The 15,905-nt window shown below is 65.9% G+C and carries 17 protein-coding genes; 8 read left to right on the forward strand and 9 right to left on the reverse strand.

Features of this window, described 5'->3' with window-relative positions; genetic code table 11:
• The first annotated feature begins 56 nt into the window (after nucleotides 1-56).
• A complete protein-coding gene (hemH, locus tag AB3K92_RS25840; RefSeq protein ID WP_021162217.1) occupies nucleotides 57-1,130 on the forward strand; it encodes a ferrochelatase in 1,074 nt (357 codons plus the stop codon).
• Entirely contained in the window at nucleotides 1,127-1,534 is a 408-nt protein-coding gene (locus AB3K92_RS25845; protein ID WP_021162216.1) for an RNA-binding S4 domain-containing protein, read from the forward strand. Before hemH ends, AB3K92_RS25845 begins: the two co-directional genes overlap by 4 nt.
• Here AB3K92_RS25845 and AB3K92_RS25850 read toward each other — a convergent pair.
• Nucleotides 1,506-1,667, reverse strand: a complete 162-nt coding sequence (locus AB3K92_RS25850) for a hypothetical protein (RefSeq protein WP_006476841.1) — start codon at nucleotides 1,665-1,667, stop codon at nucleotides 1,506-1,508. The two genes, AB3K92_RS25845 and AB3K92_RS25850, sit on opposite strands and share 29 nt — an antisense overlap.
• Before the next feature lie 356 nt (nucleotides 1,668-2,023).
• Between AB3K92_RS25850 and grpE the strand changes: the two genes are divergently transcribed.
• The 5 genes from grpE (at nucleotide 2,024) to AB3K92_RS25875 (ending at nucleotide 8,462) form a co-directional block, all read left to right on the forward strand.
• Nucleotides 2,024-2,569, forward strand: a complete 546-nt coding sequence (grpE, locus tag AB3K92_RS25855; RefSeq protein ID WP_021162215.1) for a nucleotide exchange factor GrpE — start codon at nucleotides 2,024-2,026, stop codon at nucleotides 2,567-2,569.
• Between the two features lie 10 nt (nucleotides 2,570-2,579).
• Entirely contained in the window at nucleotides 2,580-2,990 is a 411-nt protein-coding gene (locus AB3K92_RS25860) for a thioredoxin family protein (protein WP_369466076.1), read from the forward strand.
• Between the two features lie 147 nt (nucleotides 2,991-3,137).
• Nucleotides 3,138-5,090 (forward strand): molecular chaperone DnaK, encoded by a 1,953-nt coding sequence (dnaK, locus tag AB3K92_RS25865; RefSeq protein WP_021162213.1) that lies wholly within the window; start codon nucleotides 3,138-3,140, stop codon nucleotides 5,088-5,090.
• Between the two features lie 269 nt (nucleotides 5,091-5,359).
• Entirely contained in the window at nucleotides 5,360-6,496 is a 1,137-nt protein-coding gene (gene dnaJ, locus AB3K92_RS25870) for a molecular chaperone DnaJ (RefSeq protein ID WP_021162212.1), read from the forward strand.
• A 13-nt stretch (nucleotides 6,497-6,509) separates the two neighbouring features.
• On the forward strand, nucleotides 6,510-8,462 hold the full coding sequence (locus AB3K92_RS25875) for a chorismate-binding protein (RefSeq protein ID WP_369466077.1): 1,953 nt from the start codon (nucleotides 6,510-6,512) through the stop codon (nucleotides 8,460-8,462).
• Between the two features lie 19 nt (nucleotides 8,463-8,481).
• On the opposite strand, the gene AB3K92_RS25880 is transcribed toward AB3K92_RS25875, so the two are convergent.
• The 8 genes from AB3K92_RS25880 to hda all read right to left on the reverse strand — a co-directional run bounded on the left by AB3K92_RS25880 (nucleotide 8,482) and on the right by hda (nucleotide 14,582).
• On the reverse strand, nucleotides 8,482-8,931 hold the full coding sequence (locus AB3K92_RS25880; protein ID WP_048022338.1) for an STY0301 family protein: 450 nt from the start codon (nucleotides 8,929-8,931) through the stop codon (nucleotides 8,482-8,484).
• A complete protein-coding gene (locus AB3K92_RS25885; RefSeq protein ID WP_369466078.1) occupies nucleotides 8,928-9,308 on the reverse strand; it encodes a BPSL0067 family protein in 381 nt (126 codons plus the stop codon). The genes AB3K92_RS25880 and AB3K92_RS25885 overlap by 4 nt, the downstream gene beginning before the upstream one ends.
• A 188-nt stretch (nucleotides 9,309-9,496) precedes the next feature.
• Nucleotides 9,497-10,312, reverse strand: coding sequence for a 3-methyl-2-oxobutanoate hydroxymethyltransferase (gene panB, locus AB3K92_RS25890; RefSeq protein ID WP_021162210.1), 816 nt, complete (start codon nucleotides 10,310-10,312; stop codon nucleotides 9,497-9,499).
• A 44-nt stretch (nucleotides 10,313-10,356) separates the two neighbouring features.
• Nucleotides 10,357-11,043 (reverse strand): deoxynucleoside kinase, encoded by a 687-nt coding sequence (locus AB3K92_RS25895; protein WP_027788310.1) that lies wholly within the window; start codon nucleotides 11,041-11,043, stop codon nucleotides 10,357-10,359.
• Nucleotides 11,040-11,582 (reverse strand): 2-amino-4-hydroxy-6-hydroxymethyldihydropteridine diphosphokinase, encoded by a 543-nt coding sequence (folK, locus tag AB3K92_RS25900; protein ID WP_369466079.1) that lies wholly within the window; start codon nucleotides 11,580-11,582, stop codon nucleotides 11,040-11,042. The genes AB3K92_RS25895 and folK overlap by 4 nt, the downstream gene beginning before the upstream one ends.
• A gap of 35 nt (nucleotides 11,583-11,617) precedes the next feature.
• A complete protein-coding gene (pcnB, locus tag AB3K92_RS25905; RefSeq protein WP_021162207.1) occupies nucleotides 11,618-13,153 on the reverse strand; it encodes a polynucleotide adenylyltransferase PcnB in 1,536 nt (511 codons plus the stop codon).
• 5 nt (nucleotides 13,154-13,158) lie between these two features.
• Nucleotides 13,159-13,836: an HAD family phosphatase gene (locus AB3K92_RS25910; RefSeq protein WP_021162206.1), complete on the reverse strand. Its 678-nt coding sequence runs from the start codon at nucleotides 13,834-13,836 to the stop codon at nucleotides 13,159-13,161.
• 11 nt (nucleotides 13,837-13,847) lie between these two features.
• Nucleotides 13,848-14,582: a DnaA regulatory inactivator Hda gene (hda, locus tag AB3K92_RS25915; protein ID WP_006484992.1), complete on the reverse strand. Its 735-nt coding sequence runs from the start codon at nucleotides 14,580-14,582 to the stop codon at nucleotides 13,848-13,850.
• Nucleotides 14,583-14,832: 250 nt separating this feature from the next.
• Between hda and purM the strand changes: the two genes are divergently transcribed.
• Nucleotides 14,833-15,888 carry a phosphoribosylformylglycinamidine cyclo-ligase gene (gene purM, locus AB3K92_RS25920; RefSeq protein WP_369466080.1) on the forward strand — a complete coding sequence of 352 codons (1,056 nt, stop codon included), beginning with the start codon at nucleotides 14,833-14,835 and terminating at the stop codon, nucleotides 15,886-15,888.
• The last annotated feature ends 17 nt before the right edge of the window (nucleotides 15,889-15,905 follow it).

The raw sequence follows: 15,905 nt of genomic DNA on the forward strand, positions 1-15,905 counted from the left end.
GCGGCCCGCTATAATTGAGAGCCGTCCGGTCCCGTGCCCCGAGCACGTTCTTGCCCATGCGTTTCGATCTTGAGCCGCCTTCGAGTATCGCGGCCGCCCATCGCATCGGTGTGCTGCTGATCAATCTCGGCACGCCCGATGCGCCCACGCCGCGTGCCGTGCGGCGCTATCTGGCCGAATTCCTGTCGGATCCGCGGGTCGTCGAGATTCCGCAGGCCGTCTGGCAGGTGCTGCTGCGCACGCTGATCCTGCCGCTGCGCGGCCGCGCGTCCGCGAAGAAATACGCGGCCGTCTGGATGCCCGAGGGCTCGCCGCTGCGCGTGCATACCGTGCGCCAGACCGACGGCGTGCGGCACCTGCTCGCGTCGAACGGTTATCAAGTGCAGGTCGACTACGCGATGCGCTACGGCAGTCCGAACATCTCGCACGCGCTCGCGCAGTTCAAGCGCGCCGGCGTCGAGCGCGTACTGCTGATGCCGATGTATCCGCAATACTCGGCGTCGACCACGGCCACCGCATTCGACGCCGCATTCGATGCCCTCTCGCGCATGCGCAACCAGCCGGAGGTGCGCACGATACGGCACTACGCCGACCATCCGGCCTATATCCACGCGCTGGCCGAGCAGGTGCGCCAGTATTGGGCGCAGCACGGCCGGCCGGATTTCGCGGCCGGCGACAAGCTCGTGCTGAGCTTTCACGGCGTGCCGAAGCGCACGCTCGACCTCGGCGATCCCTATCACGACCAGTGCCAGCAGACGGGCGCGCTGCTGATGGCCGCGCTCGGGCTGTCGACGACCGAGTGCCGCGTCACGTTCCAGTCGCGTTTCGGCAAGGCCGAATGGCTGCAGCCTTATACCGCGCCGACGTTGCGCGAGTTCGGCGAGGCCGGCGTACAGCGGGCCGACGTGTTCTGTCCCGGTTTCACGGCCGATTGCCTGGAGACGATCGAGGAGATCGGCATGGAAGTGCGCGACGAGTTCCTCGCCGGCGGCGGCAAGGCGTTCCACCGGATTCCGTGCCTGAACGGCGCGCCCGCGTGGATCGGCGCGCTCGGCGAGATCGTCGCCGAGAATCTGCAGGGCTGGCCGGTCAAGGCCGCGCAGCCCGAAACGGCGGGTGAGGTGCGATGAACTACAAGATTTCGACCGAACCGGGCGCGAAGCTGCGCATCGACAAATGGCTGTGGGCGGCCCGGTTCTTCAAGACGCGCTCGCTTGCGACCGATGCGGTCGACAAGGGGCACGTGAAGATCGGCGGGGCTGCAGTCAAGCCGGCGAAGGAAGTGCGCGTGGGCGACGAGGTCGAAATTGCGATCGACGGCATCGTCTGGCACATTGCCGTCCTCGGCGTGTGCGACGTGCGCGGGCCGGCGAGCGTCGCGCAGACGCTTTACGAGGAAACGGAAGCGGGGCGGGCCGCACGGCTCGCCGAACTGGAGCGGCGCCGCACGTATCGCGAGCCGGCGGCCGAATTGCACGGCCGGCCGACGAAGCGCGACCGGCGCATCATCGACAGATTTTCTGGTGGGAGCTGAACATCTGGTCGAACGTCGCCCGCGCGCTCCCGTATTCGGTCGTGCGGTCGGTCACGGCTCCCGACAGGCAGATGGTGGTGGTGCCGGCAATGAGTACCAGCGCGACCACCGATATCGCAAAGGTCAGTTTCACGGTACTCCCCTCGAGAAGGGGTGAAAACGGCGCCAGGTGGTGGTTGTAAGGCGTCGGTCAGCTAAGGGTAAACACGCTTTTCCGACGCTTGAGTGGAGTGTAGTGCAGCGGGACTGTGCCAAGCTAGTACTTGCCAGGTAAGCGTTGTTACAGCCCGTTTCGCCTGCCGTGGCGGACTATGCGGGCGATGCACCGGTGCGACGCGCGGTTGTTTCGCTGCATTGGAGAATGCCGGCGGATAACCCTCTTGAAATCGCAGTTTTCACCCTTATTTGCACCAGCAATGTGCGGTGCCGCCGGGTATACGGTCCGGCGGTTGCCGATTTGGCTTCAACCTCTAATCGACTTTCAGCGACATGGAAAACACGCAAGAGAACCCGTCTACCCAATCGGCCGAAGATACCGGCAGCGAGAAGCAGGCGGCGCAAGGCGCTGCTCCCGCCGCCGAAGCAGCCGACGCGGCGCTCGCGGAGGCTCAAGCCAAGGTCGCCGAGCTGCAGGAGAGCTACCTGCGGGCGAAGGCCGAGACCGAGAACGTCCGCCGCCGTGCGCAGGACGACGTCTCGAAGGCGCACAAGTTCGCGATCGAGAGCTTTGCGGAGCACCTGCTGCCCGTGCTGGACAGCCTGGAAGCGGCCGTCAACGATACGTCCGGCGATATCGCGAAGGTGCGCGAAGGCGTCGAGCTGACGCTGCGCCAGCTGACGAGCGCACTCGAGAAGGGCCGCGTCGTCGCGATCAACCCGGTCGGCGAGAAGTTCGATCCGCACCAGCACCAGGCAATTTCGATGGTGCCGGCCGAGCAGGAGCCGAACACCGTCGTCACGGTGCTGCAGAAGGGCTACACGATCGCCGACCGCGTGCTGCGTCCGGCGCTCGTCACCGTCGCGCAGCCGAAGTAAGGGCGTCGCGATGGTGCCCGCCGGCGTCGATCCGGCCGCATTTGACGCGTTCGACATGCAGGCGCTGGAGGCCGGTACGTTCGACGCGGCGATCGACGGCGCGGGGGACGCGCTTGCGGTGGTGTTCTTCTGGGGCGTCGACTGCTTCAACTGCGAGATCGCGAAAAAGGCGATGCTCGCCCAGCCCGACGCCATCCGCGCGCTGGGCTTGAAGTGGTTCCATTGCAACGTGTACGAACACCACCACCTGGGGCGCCGCTTCGGGCTGCACGGTGTGCCGACGTGGTTCTTCTTCCACCGCGGCAAGCGGCTCGGCCGCGCCACGGGCTGGCATGGCCTCGCTCAGTTCGAGGCGGCCGTGTCGGCGGCACGCGCGAAAATCGCGGCGGCGGGTAGCGATCCCCTAGCCGGCGGCGATTGAAAAAATTTAATATCCGCATCGCTCGGCGGGTCTTGAAAACGGACCGGCCGGACGCATTTCGGGAACAGAGTTGAATTCTGGCGCGCGAAACCGCCCCAAAACGCGGGGTTTTGCGCAGCAAACAAGCATTTCTGGAGATTAGGAAAAATGGGAAAGATCATCGGTATTGACCTCGGCACCACGAACTCGTGCGTCGCCATCATGGAAGGCAACCAGGTCAAGGTCATCGAGAACTCGGAAGGCACGCGCACCACGCCGTCGATCATCGCCTACATGGACGACAACGAAGTGCTCGTCGGCGCGCCGGCCAAGCGTCAATCGGTGACCAACCCGAAGAACACGCTGTTCGCAGTGAAGCGCCTGATCGGCCGCCGCTTCGAAGAGAAGGAAGTCCAGAAGGACATCGGCCTGATGCCTTACAGCATCATCAAGGCCGACAACGGCGATGCATGGGTCGAAGCGCACGGCGAAAAGCTCGCGCCGCCGCAGGTTTCGGCGGAAGTGCTGCGCAAGATGAAGAAGACGGCCGAAGACTACCTCGGCGAGCCGGTCACGGAAGCCGTGATCACGGTGCCGGCGTACTTCAACGACAGCCAGCGCCAGGCAACCAAGGATGCCGGCCGCATCGCGGGCCTCGAAGTCAAGCGGATCATCAACGAGCCGACCGCAGCCGCGCTCGCGTTCGGCCTCGACAAGGCCGAGAAGGGCGACCGCAAGATCGCCGTGTATGACCTCGGCGGCGGTACGTTCGACGTGTCGATCATCGAGATCGCGGACGTCGACGGCGAAATGCAGTTCGAAGTGCTGTCGACCAACGGCGACACGTTCCTCGGCGGCGAAGACTTCGACCAGCGCATCATCGATTACATCATCGGCGAGTTCAAGAAGGAGCAGGGCGTCGACCTGTCGAAGGACGTGCTCGCGCTGCAGCGCCTGAAGGAAGCCGCTGAAAAGGCGAAGATCGAGCTGTCGTCGAGCCAGCAGACCGAAATCAACCTGCCGTACATCACGGCGGACGCGTCGGGCCCGAAGCACTTGAACCTGAAGATCACCCGCGCGAAGCTGGAAGCGCTGGTGGAAGACCTCGTCGAGCGCACGATCGAACCGTGCCGCATCGCGATCAAGGACGCAGGCGTCAAGGTGTCGGACATCGACGACGTGATCCTGGTCGGCGGCCAGACGCGCATGCCGAAGGTCATGGAGAAGGTGAAGGAGTTCTTCGGCAAGGATCCGCGCCGTGACGTGAACCCGGACGAAGCCGTCGCGGTTGGCGCGGCGATCCAGGGCCAGGTCCTGTCGGGCGACCGCAAGGACGTGCTGCTGCTCGACGTGACCCCGCTGTCGCTCGGTATCGAGACGCTCGGCGGCGTGATGACGAAGATGATCAGCAAGAACACGACGATCCCGACGAAGCACGCGCAAGTGTATTCGACGGCGGACGACAACCAGGGCGCCGTGACGATCAAGGTGTTCCAGGGCGAACGCGAAATGGCAGCCGGCAACAAGCTGCTCGGCGAGTTCAACCTCGAAGGCATCCCGCCCGCACCGCGTGGCGTGCCGCAGATCGAAGTGACCTTCGACATCGACGCGAACGGCATCCTGCACGTCGGCGCGAAGGACAAGGCGACCGGCAAGGAAAACAAGATCACGATCAAGGCGAACTCGGGTCTGTCCGAGGCTGAAATCGACCAGATGATCAAGGACGCGGAAGCGAACGCAGCGGAAGATCACAAGCTGCGCGAGCTGGCCGATTCGCGCAACCAGGGCGACGCGCTGGTCCACAGCACGAAGAAGGCGCTGACCGAGTACGGCGACAAGCTGGACGCGGGCGAGAAGGAAGCGATCGAAGCGTCGTTGAAGTCGCTCGAGGAAGTGCTGAAGGACACGTCGGCCGACAAGGCTGCGATCGACGCGAAGGTCGAGGAACTCGGCAAGGTTTCGCAGAAGCTCGGCGAAAAGATGTACGCCGACATGCAGGCCCAGCAAGCGGGTGCGGCCGGCGCAGCGGGTGCAGCGGAAGGTGCGGCCCACGCGGGCGGCGCGCAACAGGCTGCCGACGATGTCGTCGACGCCGAGTTCAAGGAAGTGAAGAAGGACTAAGCCGGGTTGCCCGGTGCCGCACGCCGCGCGCGCAACACGCGCGCGCGGCGCGGCTGACGGGCTGGCTGACAAGCGGTCTGTCTTTCCTTCCGGATGGCCGGATCGACTCCACGCCTGGCGGGCTTTGCGGCCCTCCGGGCACATTTGTTTTTTGGCGGGTGCTGCACGAGCCGTCCGCGGACGGGCGCAGCGCCAGACGAGTCGAGAGACTTTACTGCGGGCGAAAGGAGCCGCCGCGTGCGCGATGCGTGGCGGCACAGTGAATCGATATGGCGAAACGGGATTACTACGAGGTTCTGGGCGTCGCGAAGAATGCGAGCGACGACGAAATCAAGAAGGCATATCGCAAGCTTGCGATGAAGTATCACCCTGACCGCAATCCGGACAACAAGGATGCGGAAGAGCATTTCAAGGAGGTGAAGGAAGCCTACGAAATGCTCTCGGACAGCCAGAAGCGGGCCGCGTACGACCAGTACGGCCATGCGGGCGTCGATCCGAACATGGGCGGTGCGGGCGCACAGGGTTTCGGCGGCTTCGCGGATGCGTTCGGCGACATCTTCGGCGACATCTTCGGCCAGGCCGCGGGCGGCGCCGCGCGCGGCGGCCGTGGCGGCCCGCAGGTGTATCGCGGTGCCGACCTGCGCTACAGCATGGAAATCACGCTCGAGCAGGCCGCACACGGCTACGACACGCAGATCCGCGTGCCGAGCTGGGTGTCGTGCGAGGTCTGCCACGGGTCGGGTGCGAAGCCCGGCACGAAGCCGGAAACCTGCCCGACCTGTCATGGCCAGGGCACGGTGCGCATGTCGCAGGGCTTCTTCAGCATCCAGCAGACCTGCCCGAAGTGCCACGGCACGGGCACCTACATCCCCGAGCCGTGCGTGCATTGCCACGGGTCGGGCAAGGTGAAGGAAACCAAGACGCTCGAAGTGAAGATCCCGGCCGGGATCGACGACGGGATGCGCATCCGCTCGGCCGGCAACGGCGAGCCGGGCATCAACGGCGGGCCGCCGGGCGACCTGTACGTCGAGATCCACATCAAGCCGCACTCGGTGTTCGAGCGCGACGGCGACGATCTCCACTGCCAGATGCCGATCCCGTTCACGACCGCCGCGCTCGGCGGCGAGATCGAGGTGCCGACGCTGGCCGGCCGTGCATCGTTCCCGGTGCCGGAAGGCACGCAGTCGGGCAAGACGTTCCGGCTGCGCGGCAAGGGCATCAAGGGGCTGCGTTCGAGCATCGCGGGCGATCTGTACGTGCACGTGCAGGTCGAGACGCCCGTGAAGCTGACCGACAACCAGCGCGACCTGCTCAAGCAGTTCGAGAAGTCGCTGGCCGAGGGCGGTGCGCGTCACAGCCCGCAGAGCAAGAGCTGGTTCGACCGTGTGAAGAGCTTCTTCGAGTAACTCGAGTAACAGCATGACTGAAGGCAACGAGAGCGCGTCGTTCGCGCTCTTGGACGATTGCGACTCGACCGCGTCCGCGCGGTCGAGTCGTTTGTATTCGGGATTCGTGCGCGAACGCGTGTGCACGGATCCGGCGTGGCTCGACGCAGTCGATGCGGCGGTGGCGCAGGACCTGCGCGACGGGCTGCATGCGGTCGTCGTCGGCGATTACGAATTCGGACGCAACCTGCAACGGGCGCAGCCGGGCCATGCCCCGCTGCGCTTTTTGCTGTATGCGCGCTGCGAACGCCTGTCTCGCGACGAAGTCGACGCGTGGCTCGCGCAGCAGGACGGCGGCAGCGACGCGCCGTCGATCGCGGGTGTCGCGCACGTCGCGAAGAGCGTGTCGCGCGATGCGTTCGATGCGGCGATCGCCGCGGTGCACGACGCGCTGCGCGCGGGCGATTCGTATCAGGTCAACTACACGTACCGGCTGAACTTCGACGTGTTCGGCACGCCGCTCGCGCTGTACCGGCGGCTGCGTGCGCGCCAGCCGGTGCGCTACGGCGCGCTGGTCGCGTTGCCCGACGGTGCGTGGGTCGTGTCGTGTTCGCCCGAGCTGTTCGTCGAGAAGCACGGCGACGTGTTGCGCGCGCGGCCGATGAAGGGCACCGCGCCGCGTTCGGCCGACCCTCGCGACGATGCGGCGGCAGCCGCGTTCCTCGCGAACGATCCGAAGAACCGCGCGGAAAACGTGATGATCGTCGACCTGCTGCGCAACGACATATCGCGGATCGCACGCACCGGGACGGTTCGCGTGCCGGCGCTGTTCTCCGTCGAGCCGTATGCGTCGGTGTGGCAGATGACGTCGACGGTCGAGGCCGGCTGGCGCGAAGGGACGACGTTCGCGCAGATGCTGCGTGCGTTGTTTCCGTGCGGATCGATCACGGGCGCGCCGAAGTACAAGACGATGCAGTTGATCGATGCGATCGAGTCGACACCGCGCGGCCTCTATACGGGCGCGATCGGCTGGCTCGACGCCGCGAAGCAAGGTGCCGATTCCGACGTGCCGGGTGAGCGCCCGGCCGGTTGTGGCGATTTTTGCCTGTCGGTCGCGATCCGGACGCTGACGCTCGATGCTACCGGTGAAGGTACGGCGGGCGAAGGCGCTGACCGCGAAGGTGCGACCGGTGCCGAAGCACGCAGTCCGGCGACGCCAATCGCCGGCCGGCGCCGTGGCACGATGGGCGTCGGCGCGGGCATCGTGCTCGACAGTGTCGCGGCCGACGAATATGCGGAGTGCGAATTGAAAGCACGATTCCTGACGGATGCCGATCCCGGCTTCCAGCTGTTCGAAACGACCGCTGCCACGCGTGCGGACGGCATCCGGCACCTCGAGCGTCATCTCGCGCGGCTGCAGCGTAGCGCGGATGCGTTCGGCTTCCGCTTCGACGCCGAGGCGCTACGTCGCGAGATCGACGCGCGCTGCGCGGCGCTCGACGGCGACGACGCCTACCGGATGAAGCTTTCGCTCGCGAAGGATGGCGCCATCGAGATCATCGCGGCGCCGCTCAAGCCGCTGCCGGCGGGGCCGGTCGGCGTGTTGCTGGCGTCCGCGCACGGCTTCGCACCGACCCGCGCGAGCGATGCGCTGCTGCTGCACAAGACCACGCGCCGCGCCGAATATGATCGCGCGTGGCAGGCAGCCGAGGCGCTGGGCGGTTTCGACATGCTGTTCGTCAACGAACGCGGCGAGGTGACGGAAGGCGGGCGCTCGAATGTGTTCGTGAAGCTTGACGGCCAGTGGGTAACGCCGCCGCTGGCGTCCGGCGTGCTGCCGGGCGTGATGCGTGGTGTACTGCTCGACGATCCGGCACTAGGCGCAAAAGAGCGTGCGCTGACGCTCGACGATGTGCTGAACGCGGATGAGTTGATGATCTGCAACGCGTTGCGCGGGCCGATGGTGGCGCGGCTGATTCACGGCTGAACACCGACCTGAACGCGGATTATTTCCGCGGCGTACATTGCCAGCTTTGCACGATGGCGTGCCCGTGCCTGTAACGCGCGACGCAAGTCTGTGCCTGTTTGCCGAGCGGCCGTGCGATCACGACGCTCGTATTGCCGTAGTCACATGAAACCCAGTAGTCTTCACGGTTTTCGGCGAGCGACCAGACATAAATGTCGCTCTGGGACTCGGAGCGCGAGCGGTTCGGCAGCAACGATGTCATCCGGTCCGGTGGCCCCGACCAGAAGGTGACGCTGGCAAGCGGATAGGTGCTTTGCGTGTCGAAGTTTTTCCAGCCGTCGGGCGGTTGACCGTCGAGCTGCTGAGTAACGGCGACGCGTGCGGGGCAATCTGTTGTCGCAGCGGACGCAGGTAACGTGATGAGCGGACCGTATGCGAGCATGGCGATGGCGAGCAACCGATACGGTGCTTGGCGGATGCGCATCGTCATTTCACGACCGAAAATGCATCGGCGTTATTGCTCGGATCGATGTAACGGCCATTTTTGTCCTTGCCTTTGAACGGAACGCATCGTCTCTGAATTGCCTTGAGTGAGCGCCATTGTTCAACGACGTAGATACCGCGTACATCCTGGCTCAGATAGAACGCAGCATGATTGCCATGCGATCGGCTTGGGTAGCGATCGTTCTCGAAAGTTGCAATGACGGTCCCGACGCGGATACTCCGGTCGCCCGCGGCCTTCCTTTCCGGTCGCCAGATGGCGGTGGGGCCGACGGACGTATAAATTTTGACCAGTGCGACGCATTCTCCGTCGCCTGCCAGCTTTTGCCCGACGAGGTCAGCTGCCTTTTCATACACATGTGCCATCTTTCACACGCCTTCGATTGACGAAGGCTTGATGGTCGCAGCGACGAAGAAGAGCGGAAATAGGACGAGTTAGAAAGTACACGTTGTCCGACAATGCAGTATGAGAAACGGCGTATCGCATTGCCGGCCACGTCAGCGAGTGTGCGTCGGCGATCGCCGACAGCGCGCCCGCGGCGCTGCCCTCCCGATCAGAACGAATGTTCCGCCCCAGGGAACGAACCATCCTTCACCGCGTGCACATACGCTTCGACGGCCGCCTGGATGTTCGGCTGGCCCTGCATGAAATCCTTCACGAAGCGCGGCCGCTTGCCGGGGAACACGCCGAGCATGTCGTGCAGCACGAGCACCTGGCCCGAGCAGTCGACGCCCGCGCCGATGCCGATCGTCGGAACCTTGAGCATGTGCGTGACTTCGGAGGCGACGAGCGTCGGCACGGCTTCGAGCACGACGAGCTGCGCGCCCGCATCCTCGATCGCGCGCGCGTCGCGCAGCAACTGGGCGGCACCGGCTTCGGTCTTGCCTTGCACCTTGAAGCCGCCGAACGCGTGCACCGATTGCGGCGTGAGGCCCACGTGCGCGCATACGGGCACCGCGCGCTCGACGAGGAAGCGTATCGTCTCGGCGAGCCATTCGCCGCCCTCGAGCTTGACCATCTGCGCACCGGCACGCATCAGCTTGACGGCACTCGCGAACGCCTCGGCCGGCGTGCCGTACGTGCCGAACGGCAGATCGGCGACGACCAGTGCGCGCGGCTGCGCGCGGGCGACACAGGCGGTGTGATACGCGATGTCGTCGAGCGACACGGGCAGCGTGGTCGTGTGGCCCTGCAGCACGTTGCCGAGCGAATCGCCGATCAGCAGCACGTCGACGCCCGAACGGTCGAGCAGGGCGGCAAAGCTCGCGTCGTAGCAGGTGAGCATCGCGATCTTCTCGCCGGCGGCGCGCATTGCCTGCAGCTTGGGCACCGTCACGGCAGGCCGGCTCGATTCCTGGAGATAGGTCATGGGAAATCCGGTTCGGATGGTAAGGAACGACAGGCGAGGACGCGTCAGCGCGTCGTTTCGCCCTTGACGAAGAATTCCTTGCGGCCGCGCATCGTCTCGATGCGCTCGACCAGCAGGGCGAGATCTTCGGGGGAATCCTGCGGGTTCAGGTGTTCCGCGGCGACCGTCAGCACCGGCGTGCGGTCGTAGTGGTAGAAGAATTCGTTGTACGCGTCGACGAGCGAGCGCAGGTACGCGTCGCTGATCTGCAGCTCCATCGGCAGCCCGCGCTTCTGGATGCGCGAGAACAGCACTTCGGGGCTCGCCTGCAGGTAGACGACGAGGTCGGGCGACGGCGCCTGCGGCACGTCCACGTGCGTCGCGACCGAACGGTAGAGCTGCCACTCGTCTTCCGGCAGGTTCAGCCGCGCGAAGATGTCGTTTTTCTGCGGCATGAAATCGGCGATGACCGGGCGGCCCGTTTCGAGCGCACCGATCAGCTCGCGTGCCTGCTGCGCACGCTGCAGCGCGAACGACAGCTGCACGGGCAGCGCGTAGCGCGCGGTATCGCGATAGAAACGCTCGAGGAACGGGTTGTCCTGCGGGCGCTCGAGCAGCGTCTGCATCGACCAGCGTTCGGCGAGCAGGCGCGCGAGCGTCGTCTTGCCGACGCCGATCGGGCCTTCGATCACGAGATAGCGGTGCGGGGCGCGCAGGTCGGGCGCAGTGACGGTGAGGGGTGTCGGGGTCATCGGCAGCGGTTCTTGTCGGCGTCTTCGCTGGCGGCGAGCGCCTTCTGCATCAGGCACTGGCAGGTCTGCACCTTCTCGACACGCTGATCCGCGACGGCGGCGAGGAAGGCATCGGCACGGCCGCGCGCGGGAATGTCGAGTGCGGGCTCGATCTCCACGAGCGGCACGAGCGCGAATGCGCGATCGGTGAGGCGCGGGTGCGGGACGATCAGGTCGGGTTCGTCGATCGAGTCGGCGCCGAACAGCAGGATGTCGAGGTCGAGCGTGCGCGGCGCGTTGCGATACGGGCGCTCGCGGCCGAAGTGATGTTCGATCTTCTGGCAGAGCGCGAGCAGCTCGCGCGCCGACAGCGTCGTGTCGAGCTTGACGACGCAGTTGTAGTAGTCGTCGCCGCCCGCTTCGAAGGGCGCCGTGCGATACAGGCTCGATTTGCCGAGGATCGAGATGCTGCGCTGCTGCGCGAGGCACACCACCGCGTCCTTCAGGGTCTGGCGCGCATCGCCGAGATTCGCCCCCAGTCCGATATATGCAACCGTCATGGCATCACTTCCTACGTCGTTCGCCGTCGCGCGCGTCAGTCGTCGGAACCGCCCGAGGTGTCCGGTGCCTGCTCGGCGGCACCTTCACCCGGCTTGCGGTTTCGCGCACCGCCGCGGCGGCGCCGCTTGCGGGGCGATTTTTCCTTCGAGCCGCCCTGCGTGAGCAATGCCTCGCGAGCGGCCGCGTCGCCTTCGATGAAATCCGTCCACCACTGTCCGACTTCCGCATCGAGCTCGCCGGATTCGCAGCGTAACAGGAGGAAATCATACCCCGCTCTAAACCTTTGGTGTTCCAGCAGCCTCATCGCGCTGCGGCCCGAGCGTTTCTCGAGGCGCAGCTGCAGGCCCCAGATCTCGCGCATGTCGGCCGAGTAGCGCTTGTGGATCGCGAGTTTCTCGGTCTGCATGTCGAGCACGTCGTCCATCGCGCGATGGAGCGCCGGCACCGGGATTTCGCCTTCGGCCGTGTATTGCTCGAAGCGCTGGCGCATGTCGTGCCACAGCAGCGTCGCGAACAGGAAGCCCGGGGAAACCGGCTTGCCGGCGCGCACGCGTGCATCGGTGTTGTTCAGCGCGAGCGTGATGAACTTCTCGCCCTGCGGCTGTTCGAGCACGACGTCGAGCAGCGGCAGCAGCCCGTGGTGCAGGCCTTCCTTGCGCAGCCGCTGCAGGCACGCGAGCGCGTGGCCCGACAGCAGCAGCTTCAGCATTTCGTCGAACAGGCGCGCGGCCGGCACATTGTTGATCAGGTCGGCGAGCGCGTTGATCGGCTCGCGCGTGTGCGGCTCGATCTCGAAACCGAGCTTCGCCGCGAAGCGCACGACGCGCAGCATCCGCACCGGATCCTCGCGGAAGCGCGTGGCCGGATCGCCGATCATCCGCAACAGGCGGGCGCGCACGTCGGCCATCCCGTCGTGGTAGTCGAGCACCGTCTGCGTCGACGGGTCGTAGTACATCGCGTTGATCGTGAAGTCGCGGCGTGCGGCGTCTTCGTGCTGCTCGCCCCACACGTTGTCGCGCAGCACGCGGCCGCTCGCGTCGACCGCATGGGTGCGGCGATCGAGTTCGTCACGCTTCAGGCGCCTCGGCGGCTCGGCAGCGGCCGCCTCGGGCGGCGCATCGACCAGCGCGCGGAACGTCGACACCTCGATCAGCTCCTGGCCGAACTGCACGTGGACGATCTGGAAGCGGCGGCCGATCAGGCGCGCGCGGCGGAACAGGCGCTGCACCTCGGTGGGCGTTGCATCGGTCGCGACGTCGAAGTCCTTCGGCGCGATGCCGAGCAGCAGGTCGCGTACCGCACCGCCGACGATGAAGGCGCGGAAGCCCGCCTGCTGCAGCGTGTCGGTCACGCGCACGGCATTCTTCGAGATCAGTGCCGGGTTGATGCCGTGCACGCTGGCCGGCACGACGGTCGGCTCATGGTTGCTGCGCGGCTTTTTCGTGCCGCCGCGGGCGCCTTTCGGGGCACGCGGGGTAGCAGGGGCCGCTTCGTCGGCCGGGGCCGCTGCGGGAGAGGTTTGCTCGGTTTCGTCCTGGCCGAGCAGTTTGCGAATGAATTTTTTGATCACGACGTTCAGAAGAGATCGAGGATGCGCCAGCCGCGGTTGCTTGCATGCGCGCGCAGCGTGTCGTCAGGGTTGGTCGCGATCGGGTCGGTGACTTTCTCGAGCAACGGGATGTCGTTGTGCGAGTCGCTGTAGAAGTAGGTGTGCGTGAAGTCGCTCCATTGCTTGCCGAGCGACGCGAGCCACGCTTCGGTCCGCACGATCTTGCCTTCGCGATAGCTCGGCGTGCCGGTCGGCCGGCCCGTGTACGGCGAGTCGGGATGCCCGTCGGTCGTCTCGACCTCGCAGGCGATCAGCGTGTCGACGCCGAACGCGGTGGCGATCGGGCGCGTGATGAATTCGTTGGTCGCCGTCACGACGCAGCACAGGTCGCCCGCATCGAGATGCTTGCGCACGAGTTCGAGCGCGGCGGGCGTCATTGCGGGCCGGATCACCTCGTGCATGTACTGCTCGTGCCATTGCGCGAGCTGCGCACGCGAATACTTCGCGAGCGGCGTGAGCATCGCCGTGAGGTACGCGTGGATGTCGAGCTTGCCGGCCTTGTAGTCGGCGAAGAACTGGTCGTTCTGACGCGAGAAGCTTTCCGCGTCGACGATGCCGAGCTTCACCATGAAGCGGCCCCATTCGTGGTCGCTATCGGTCGGGATCAGCGTGTGATCGAGGTCAAAGAGTGCCAGATTAGTCATGGAAGCGCATTTTACTCGAAGCGGTTCGGGCCCGTGCCCGGTGGGGTGATGTCGTCGCCGGGACGCGCCAGCATGCGGCGCAGCAACGGCAGCGTGACGGCGCGTTTCTGCTCGAGCGAGAAGCGGTCGAGCGCGTCGAGCAGCGCCATCAGGCTCGGCATGTCGCGGCGGAAATGGGTCAGCAGGTACGCGGCGATGTCGTCGGTGAGCGCGATCCCGCGCTCCTTCGCCGCGAGCTTGAGCACGGCGATCTTGCCGGCATCGGACGGCGGCGACAGGTGGAACACGAGCCCCCAGCCGAGGCGCGTGCGGAGATCCTCGCGCACGTCGAGCGCGAGCGGCGCCGCGGGGCCCGCCGCGACGAACGCGCTCGACGGGTGCGCGCGTACTTCGTTGAACAGGTTGAACAGCGCGACCTGCTGGGTGTCGCTCATCCGGTCGCAGTCGTCGATCGCATAGATGCCGATGCGCGGGTCGAACGTGAACGCGCCGAGCGGGCTTTGCGGCGTGAGATAACGCGCATAGCCGTACGAGGCGTCGCTCACGAGCGCCTGCAGCAGATGGGTGCGGCCGCATCCGGGCTCGCCCCAGATATAGAACGACCGGTCCGGCACGGGGCCCGCCGCGAGCGCGAGGTCGAGCTTCTGCAGGCGCGAGATGAGCTCGTCGTTCTCCTCGTTCATGATGAAGTTGTCGAACGTGGCGGGCGGCGGCGTGCCGAGATCGAGCGTCAGTTGACGGGACACAACAGTCACAATGCGGGTCGGTTGAAAATACGCGTGCCGTACGCCGGGCACGCGCCGGGGACTGCGCCTTCGCGGGCTTCACGCGCGCCCGCACGCACGGCGCCACGCCGGTTTCGGCGCGGTTCGCTCGGCGATGAAAACGGGGACGTGTTGACCAAGATGCAATCCCTGACGATTCGGTGCTGGGAATTCCGGCCAACGGGCCGGCTTCGGGTAAAATCGCATTTTACCGACCTTCTCGCATTCCCCCATGAATCCTCCGAAATCCGCTCCCGACGCCCAAGGTCTGTCCTATCGCGACGCAGGCGTCGACATTGACGCGGGCGACGCGCTCATCGACAAGATCAAGCCTTTTGCGAAGAAAACCCTGCGCGACGGCGTGCTCGGCGGCATCGGCGGGTTCGGCGCGCTGTTCGAAGTACCGAAGAAGTACAAGGAGCCCGTGCTCGTGTCGGGCACCGACGGCGTCGGCACCAAGCTCAAGCTGGCCTTTCATCTGAACAAACACGACACCGTCGGCCAGGATCTCGTCGCGATGAGCGTGAACGACATCCTCGTGCAGGGCGCCGAGCCGCTGTTCTTCCTCGACTACTTCGCGTGCGGCAAGCTCGACGTCGATACCGCCGCAACGGTCGTCAAGGGCATCGCGCAGGGTTGCGAACTGTCCGGCTGCGCGCTGATCGGCGGTGAAACGGCCGAAATGCCGGGCATGTACCCGGATGGCGAATACGACCTGGCCGGCTTCGCGGTCGGCGCGGTCGAGAAGAGCAAGATCATCGACGGCAGCACGATCGCCGAGGGCGACGTGGTGCTGGGCCTCGCGTCGAGCGGCATCCACTCGAACGGTTTCTCGCTCGTGCGCAAGATCATCGAGCGCGCGACCCCCGACCTGTCGGCCGATTTCCACGGCCGCTCGCTCGCCGATGCGCTGATGGCACCCACGCGCATCTACGTGAAGCCGCTGCTCGCGCTGATGCAGAAGCTGTCGGTCAAGGGCATGGCGCATATCACCGGCGGCGGCCTCGTCGAGAACATTCCGCGCGTGCTGCGCGAAGGCCTCACCGCCGAGCTCGACCAGAACGCGTGGCCGCTGCCGCCGCTGTTCAAGTGGCTGCAGGAGCACGGCGGTGTCGCCGATGCGGAAATGCACCGCGTGTTCAACTGCGGGATCGGCATGGCCGTGATCGTCTCGGCGGCCGACGCCGACGCAGCGATCGCCGACCTGACAGCCGCCGGCGAACAGGTGTGGAAGATCGGCACCGTGCGTGCGACCCGCGAAGGCGAGGCGCAGACCGTCGTGGTCTGACGCACGGCCGCAGCAGA

The sequence above is a fragment of the Burkholderia sp. Bmkn7 genome (assembly GCF_041103175.1).
Classification (GTDB): Bacteria; Pseudomonadota; Gammaproteobacteria; order Burkholderiales; family Burkholderiaceae; genus Burkholderia; species Burkholderia cepacia.

Bases quoted from the DNA above. Each gene is read 5' to 3' on its own strand.
- AB3K92_RS25845 (WP_021162216.1), top strand. From the start codon at position 1,127: ATGAACTACAAGATTTCGACCGAACCGGGCGCGAAGCTGCGCATCGAC.
- grpE (WP_021162215.1), top strand. From the start codon at position 2,024: ATGGAAAACACGCAAGAGAACCCGTCTACCCAATCGGCCGAAGATACC.
- AB3K92_RS25885 (WP_369466078.1), bottom strand. From the start codon at position 9,308: ATGGCACATGTGTATGAAAAGGCAGCTGACCTCGTCGGGCAAAAGCTG.
- AB3K92_RS25860 (WP_369466076.1), top strand. From the start codon at position 2,580: ATGGTGCCCGCCGGCGTCGATCCGGCCGCATTTGACGCGTTCGACATG.
- AB3K92_RS25880 (WP_048022338.1), bottom strand. From the start codon at position 8,931: ATGACGATGCGCATCCGCCAAGCACCGTATCGGTTGCTCGCCATCGCC.
- folK (WP_369466079.1), bottom strand. From the start codon at position 11,582: ATGACGGTTGCATATATCGGACTGGGGGCGAATCTCGGCGATGCGCGC.
- AB3K92_RS25910 (WP_021162206.1), bottom strand. From the start codon at position 13,836: ATGACTAATCTGGCACTCTTTGACCTCGATCACACGCTGATCCCGACC.
- hemH (WP_021162217.1), top strand. From the start codon at position 57: ATGCGTTTCGATCTTGAGCCGCCTTCGAGTATCGCGGCCGCCCATCGC.
- panB (WP_021162210.1), bottom strand. From the start codon at position 10,312: ATGACCTATCTCCAGGAATCGAGCCGGCCTGCCGTGACGGTGCCCAAG.
- AB3K92_RS25875 (WP_369466077.1), top strand. From the start codon at position 6,510: ATGACTGAAGGCAACGAGAGCGCGTCGTTCGCGCTCTTGGACGATTGC.
- AB3K92_RS25895 (WP_027788310.1), bottom strand. From the start codon at position 11,043: ATGACCCCGACACCCCTCACCGTCACTGCGCCCGACCTGCGCGCCCCG.
- dnaK (WP_021162213.1), top strand. From the start codon at position 3,138: ATGGGAAAGATCATCGGTATTGACCTCGGCACCACGAACTCGTGCGTC.
- purM (WP_369466080.1), top strand. From the start codon at position 14,833: ATGAATCCTCCGAAATCCGCTCCCGACGCCCAAGGTCTGTCCTATCGC.
- dnaJ (WP_021162212.1), top strand. From the start codon at position 5,360: ATGGCGAAACGGGATTACTACGAGGTTCTGGGCGTCGCGAAGAATGCG.